This is a genomic window from Variovorax sp. 01T439_2 (assembly GCF_056398445.1).
Genome location: NZ_JBFTPJ010000363.1, coordinates 1 through 5,333 on the forward strand (window position 1 = coordinate 1; position 5,333 = coordinate 5,333).

Annotated in this window: 7 protein-coding genes; all 7 read left to right on the plus strand. The window is 70.9% G+C overall.

All coding sequences use genetic code 11. The features are described 5' to 3' along the window. The first annotated feature begins 62 nt into the window (after window positions 1-62). Window positions 63-395, plus strand: coding sequence for a malonate decarboxylase acyl carrier protein (mdcC, locus tag AC1DOC_RS17645; protein WP_018904208.1), 333 nt, complete (start codon window positions 63-65; stop codon window positions 393-395). Further along, window positions 392-1,270, plus strand: coding sequence for a biotin-independent malonate decarboxylase subunit beta (locus AC1DOC_RS17650; protein ID WP_418148223.1), 879 nt, complete (start codon window positions 392-394; stop codon window positions 1,268-1,270). Before mdcC ends, AC1DOC_RS17650 begins: the two co-directional genes overlap by 4 nt. 14 nt (window positions 1,271-1,284) lie before the next feature. Next, window positions 1,285-1,986 (plus strand): biotin-independent malonate decarboxylase subunit gamma, encoded by a 702-nt coding sequence (gene mdcE, locus AC1DOC_RS17655; protein ID WP_418148225.1) that lies wholly within the window; start codon window positions 1,285-1,287, stop codon window positions 1,984-1,986. A 17-nt stretch (window positions 1,987-2,003) separates the two neighbouring features. Continuing rightward, window positions 2,004-2,696 (plus strand): malonate decarboxylase holo-[acyl-carrier-protein] synthase, encoded by a 693-nt coding sequence (mdcG, locus tag AC1DOC_RS17660; protein WP_478130173.1) that lies wholly within the window; start codon window positions 2,004-2,006, stop codon window positions 2,694-2,696. Continuing rightward, window positions 2,693-3,556: a triphosphoribosyl-dephospho-CoA synthase MdcB gene (mdcB, locus tag AC1DOC_RS17665; protein WP_478081405.1), complete on the plus strand. Its 864-nt coding sequence runs from the start codon at window positions 2,693-2,695 to the stop codon at window positions 3,554-3,556. Before mdcG ends, mdcB begins: the two co-directional genes overlap by 4 nt. Then, window positions 3,553-4,461, plus strand: a complete 909-nt coding sequence (locus AC1DOC_RS17670) for an acyltransferase domain-containing protein (RefSeq protein ID WP_418148231.1) — start codon at window positions 3,553-3,555, stop codon at window positions 4,459-4,461. The genes mdcB and AC1DOC_RS17670 overlap by 4 nt, the downstream gene beginning before the upstream one ends. 51 nt (window positions 4,462-4,512) lie before the next feature. Further along, window positions 4,513-5,333: AMP-binding protein (locus AC1DOC_RS17675; protein ID WP_478130174.1), on the plus strand; the 821-nt coding region annotated here is incomplete at its 3' end.

A 5,333-nucleotide genomic window follows, 5' to 3' on the forward strand; every position in this document is an offset into this window, starting at 1 on the left:
GGGCTGTACGGGCTGTACCAGCCGCCCAGGCGCTTCAGAAACTGGTAGCAGGAGATCCGACGATGAGCGACGTTCCCGCAGGGCTCGAAACCCTGGACTTTTCCTTTTCCGGCGGCCGGCCGGCCGGCGCCTTTGCGCCGGTGCTGGTCGGCGTGGTCGGCTCGGGCAACCTCGAGGTCATGCTCGAGCCCGCCGGCGGCGATGGCTGCGCGGTGCGCGTCGAAACCTCGGCGCGCGGTTTCGGGCCGATCTGGCAGGCCGTGATGAACGACTTCCACGCGCGCCATCCGCTGGCCGGTGTGCGCATCTCGATCAACGACATGGGTGCCACGCCCGCGGTGGTGAGCCTGCGCCTGGACCAGGCGGTGGCCGAGATCGACGGAGGCCGGCCATGATCAGCTACGCCGAATGCTCGGCACGCGAGCGGCTGGCGCTGCTGCTCGACGCCGGCAGTTTTCACGAATGGCTGCCACCGAGCGAGCGGGTCATGAGCCCGCACCTCGCGCAGCTTGGCGTGCCCTCGGCCTTCGATGACGGCGTGGCGGTCGGCCGCGCGACCCTCGACGGCCGCGAGGTCTTCGCGGCTGCGCAGGAAGGCGCGTTCATGGGCGGCGGCGTGGGCGAAGTGCACGGCGCCAAGCTGGTCGGCCTGCTGCAGCGCGCGCTGCGCGACCGGCCGGCCGCGGTGCTGCTGCTGGCCGAATCGGGCGGCGTGCGGTTGCACGAGGCCAACGCCGGCCTCATCGCGGTGTCGGAAGTGATGCGCGCCGTGCTCGACGTGCGCGCCGCGGGCATACCGGTCATCGTGCTGATCGGCGGCGCCAACGGCTGCTTCGGCGGCATGGGCATCGTGGCGCGCTGCGCCGACCACATCGTGATGAGCGATGTCGGGCGGCTCGCGATGTCGGGCCCGGAAGTGATCGAGGCCTCCCACGGCGTGGATGAATTCGACTCGCGCGACCGGGCGCTGGTCTGGCGCACCACCGGTGGCAAGCACCGCTGGCTGACCGGCGATTGCGATGCGCTGGTCGAGGACGACGTCGCGGAATTCCGCGCAGCCGCCATCGCCGCGCTCGACCGGCAGCAGCCGCTGACCCAGGCGGCGCTGGAGCAGGAGCACAGCCTGCTCACGCAGCGCCTGCATGCGCTGCCGGACGGCGACGCCGGCGGCGACGAAGCGACGCTGCTCTGGGGCGCGCTCGGCATTGCCGGCGCGGAAAACGTCCCGGACCTTCCGGTGGAAGCCGTGCGCGCGCTGCGCACCCTGTGAGCAAGGAGCATCAGATGCAATGGAATTCCCTGGTCACCCAGCTCTTCGGCTCCTTCCACGGCCTGCGTGCGGATGGCGATTTTCTGCAGGGCGAAGTGATCTTCGAACGCGAGCCGCTCACGGTGATCGGCACCACGAACCACGCGCCGATCGGCGTGCGGCTCGCGCTGGCGCAGGCGCGCGCGGTGCTCGACACCGTCCGGCAGCATCCGGGCCGCCCGATCCTGCTGTTGATCGACACGCAGGGCCAGCAGCTGCGCCGGCGCGACGAACTGCTCGGCATCAATCGCGCGATGGCRCACCTGGGCGCGAGCATCGACATGGCGCGGCGCCGCGGCCATCGCGTGATCGGCCTGGTGTACGACCAGGCGCTGTCGGGCGGCTTCATCACCTCGGGGCTGATCGCCGACGCCTGCTACGCGCTGCCGGAAGCCGAGATCCGTGTGATGCGCATTCCCGCGATGGCGCGCGTGACCAAGCTGCCGGAGGACCGGCTCACCGAGCTGTCGAAATCCAACCCGGTGTTCGCGCCCGGCGTGCAGAACTATGTGGCGATGGGCGGCGTGCGTGCGCTGTGGACCGGCGACCTGCAAACCCGCCTGCGCGATGCGCTGGCCCACACGCCGACAGAAGACAGGCGCGCACGCGACGGCGCCGAACGCGGTGGACGCCGGCTCGCCGCCGCGGTCGTGCAGCGCGTGCTGGACGCTGCCTGAACGCGGGCTGAGTTCGGATGATTGCCATGGTTTCGCTGCATCGCCACCAACTCGCCTGGCTCACCCGGAGCGGGTGGGCCGCCGTGCTGGGCCGGCCATGGGATGTGCAGGCGCGCGACTGCCTCGCGCATTGGGCCTTGCATCGATTGCCGCTGGTCGTGACGCGCCAGCCGGCCCATGCCGGCGCCGATGGATGGATCGCGCTGGGTTTGCCCGCGCCTGCGTGCTGGGGCCGGCGCCGGCTTGCGCTGCAGGTGCCGCACGCTGCGGTGGACGGCCTCGGCGAGTTCCCGCGGCCCGCCGACGTGCAGGACCTGCTGCCGCCGCCAGCATGGGATGTGCTGCGCGAACTGCTCGGCAGGCTCAGCCAATGCCACGCGGCGGTACGCGTGTTCGGCAGCTACGGCTGGCAGGCGATCAGCGGTCTCGACCATGTGCGCGCGGGCTCCGATCTGGACCTGTCGATCGCGGTCGAAGGAGCGGTCCATGCGGATGCCGTGGCGCGCGCGCTCGGCTTGTTCGAGGCACCGCAGCTCCGGCTGGACGGCGAGCTCATGTTCGGCGACGGCGCGGCGGTGGCCTGGCGTGAATGGGCCGAATGGCGTGCCGGGCGCACGCGGGCCGTGATGGTCAGGCGGCTCGACGGCGTGCACCTGCATCGCGATGCCGCATGGTGTGGCCACACGGAGCCGATGGAGATCGCCGCATGAGGAACTTCGCCCTTTCGCCGTCGCCCGATTCGCGGCCGACACCCGCTGCGATCGGACGCGCGGCCACGCTCTCGCTCTACGACGAACTGTCGCTGTCGCCCAAGCCCGGCCTGGTCACCTTGATCGACTGCGGCAGCCACGACGACATGGACGCACACACCTTCATGCGCAGCCTGTTCTCGCTGCGCCGCTACTTCGTCCGGATCGCAGAGGCCGGCGCCGCAGGCGCGGATTTCGCAGTGCTCGAGCGCCTGGGCATTGCGGCGGAGGCGCGCATGCTGGCCGCCACCGGCGGCGTCAACACGCACCGCGGCGCGATCTTCATGCTCGGCCTGCTGTGCGCCGCGGCCGGTGCCGCGCTGCGGGCGCATGGCGGTGCATGGGATCCGGCGGCACTGCGCGATGCGCTGCGCCGGCACTGGGGCGAGGCACTGGCCGGGCGCAGCCAGCGCGCGCCCGTGCTGCCGGGCGGCATCGCGGCACGGCGCCATGGCCTGCGCAGCGCATCCGAAGAGGCGGCGCTGGCGTTTCCGGTGCTGTTCGAGACGGCGCTTCCCGCACTGAGGAGGGCGTTGGCACGGGGCCTCGCGCCCCGCCTGGCGCGGCTCGATACCTTGTTCCACATCATTGCGGTGCTGGACGACAGCAATCTTGCGCACCGCGGCGGCCTGGCCGGCCTGCGCGGCGCCCAACGCGCGGCGCAGGGCTTTCTCGATCGGGGCGGGATCGCACGGCCCGAAGGGTTGCAAGAGGCGCAAGCCATTGCAGACGATTTCGTGCGGCGCCGCCTGTCGCCCGGCGGCGCGGCAGATACGCTGGCCGCCGCGTGCTGGCTCCAGCGCATGTGCCCAGGCTCATGAGCTTCGCACTGCTTTTCTCCGGCCAGGGCAACCAGCATTCCGCGATGCTGCCATGGCTCGCGGACGACGCACTCGTGCATGGCATGTGCGCGCAACTCGGCGTCGACGACTGGCGTCGTGCCCTCGCGGATCCGCACTGGGCCGAACGCAACGACAACGCGCAGACGCTGCTGACCGGCCTTGCCCTCGCGGCCTGGGCACAGCTTGCGCCCATGGTTTCGCCGCCCGCCGCGGTCGCCGGCTACAGCGTCGGCGAACTCGCTGCCTTCAGCGCGGCCGGCGTGATCGACGCGGGCGCGGCCGCAGCACTCGCGCCGCAGCGGGCCGCGGCGATGGACCGCTGCGCCGCACGCGCGCCCGGCGGCCTGCTGGCCGTGAGCGGTTTGCCCGAGCAGAAGTGGGAGCAGTTGCGCATCGATGCGGGGCTCGAACTCGCGATTCGCAACGGCAGCGCCAGCGTGGTCCTCGGCGGTCCGAGCGCGGCATTGGACGACGCCGAGCGCATGGCAATCGCAGCCGGTGCGCAGTGCACGCACCTGCGGGTCAACGTCGCGTCCCACACGCCCTGGATGCGCGAAGCGGCGGAGAGCTTTTCACTGGCGCTGGCGCAGGTGCCGTTTCAGGCGCCCCGCGCCGTGCTGTTCAGCAATGCGGGGGACCGCATCCGCGATGCACGGTCTGCCCGCACGGCATTGGCTGCCCAGATCGCGCAGACGGTTCGCTGGGACGAATGCATGGAAAACATCATGGCGCGGCAGGTGCGCTGCGTGCTGGAGGTGGGGCCGGGCCAGGCGCTCGCGCGCATGTGGAACCAGCGCTACCCCGGCGTTCCCGCGCGCGCCTGCGACGACTTCCGCAGCGCCGCAGCGGTTGCAGCCTGGCTGAACAGCCACGCGGACCCGTGAAACAGCCACCAGACCCGCGACGCCCCGCATCGAACCATCAGGAGACCCATCGTGAGCAGCAACGAAGCAGCAAGCCCTCTCATTCCAGCCCCGGACATCAAGGACGCCCATGTGTACGGCATGGACGCCTATGAAAAACTGGTGGCCGAGGCAGAGGCCGACCACAGCGGCTACTGGTCGCGCCTCGCGCGCGAGTTCCTGGGCTGGAAGACGCCGTTCACCCGGGGGCTCGACGACAGCCAGGCGCCCTTCTTCAAGTGGTTCGAGGACGGCACGCTGAACGTGTCCTGGAACTGCCTCGATCGCCAGGTCGAGCGCGGCCTGGGCGACAAGACCGCGATCATCTTCGAGGCCGACGACGGACAGGTCACGCGGGCCAGCTACCGCGAGCTGCTCGCGCGCACCTGCCGCATGGCCAATGCGCTGAAGGCGCGCGGCGTGAAGAAGGGCGACCGCGTCGTCATCTACATGTCGATGAGCATCGAAGGCGTGGTCGCGATGCAGGCCTGCGCGCGCATCGGCGCCACGCATTCGGTGGTGTTCGGCGGCTTCTCGGCGCAGAGCCTGCGCGACCGCATCCAGGATGCCGGCGCCGTGATGGTCGTCACCGCCGACGAACAGGTGCGCGGCGGCAAGCCGCTGCCGCTCAAGGCCATCGTCGACGAAGCCATCGCGCTGGGCGGCTGCGAGAGCGTGAAGAATGTCGTCGTCTACCGCCGCACCGGCGGGCCGATCGGCTGGGTGCCCTCGCGCGACCGCTGGCTGCATGAAGAAACGCAAGGCCAGCCAGAGACCTGCGAGCCCGAATGGGTGGGCGCCGAGCATCCGCTGTTCGTGCTCTACACCTCCGGCTCCACCGGCAAGCCCAAGGG

What these genes read in the sequence shown, in the direction of transcription:
- mdcC (WP_018904208.1), top strand. Translation starts at nt 63, where the DNA reads ATGAGCGACGTTCCCGCAGGGCTCGAAACCCTGGACTTTTCCTTTTCC.
- AC1DOC_RS17650 (WP_418148223.1), top strand. Translation starts at nt 392, where the DNA reads ATGATCAGCTACGCCGAATGCTCGGCACGCGAGCGGCTGGCGCTGCTG.
- mdcG (WP_478130173.1), top strand. Translation starts at nt 2,004, where the DNA reads ATGATTGCCATGGTTTCGCTGCATCGCCACCAACTCGCCTGGCTCACC.
- mdcB (WP_478081405.1), top strand. Translation starts at nt 2,693, where the DNA reads ATGAGGAACTTCGCCCTTTCGCCGTCGCCCGATTCGCGGCCGACACCC.
- AC1DOC_RS17670 (WP_418148231.1), top strand. Translation starts at nt 3,553, where the DNA reads ATGAGCTTCGCACTGCTTTTCTCCGGCCAGGGCAACCAGCATTCCGCG.